General features: G+C 67.3%; 1 protein-coding gene. It reads right to left on the bottom strand.

Annotated features, from left to right (window positions below):
• Positions 1 to 324, bottom strand: a 324-nt coding sequence (locus KQX66_RS39170; RefSeq protein WP_216798457.1) for a TIGR01212 family radical SAM protein, incomplete at both ends; no start/stop codon positions are given.

Genomic DNA, 324 nt, shown 5'->3' with positions numbered 1-324 from the left:
GATAAGCACCGACCGCCTGCATGCCACTCCAGCGGTTTTCGCACCACAGCGGCGCCAGCAGCGTCGGCCGACGGGCGCTGGCGGAAAGACGGTGATACACCACCTCGCCCGGCGTGTGGCGGATCATCTCCCCGGCGCTGACGGCGTAGTCCTCCAACGCCAGTTCGGACAAGCGCCCGGCGCGCCACGCTCGTGCCAGGGTACTGCCGGTCACGACGTGCAGCGGATGCAGTTTGATGCCATCCACGCCAGTCTCCACCACCCGCTGCAGCGTGAGCAGATGATCGCGCTGAGTTTCTCCCGGCAGCCCGACGATCAGATGGC

The organism is Paenibacillus oleatilyticus (assembly GCF_018998565.1).
Classification (GTDB): Bacteria; Bacillota; Bacilli; order Paenibacillales; family NBRC-103111; genus Paenibacillus_G; species Paenibacillus_G oleatilyticus.
This window is presented reverse-complemented; position numbering and strand designations above follow the sequence as displayed.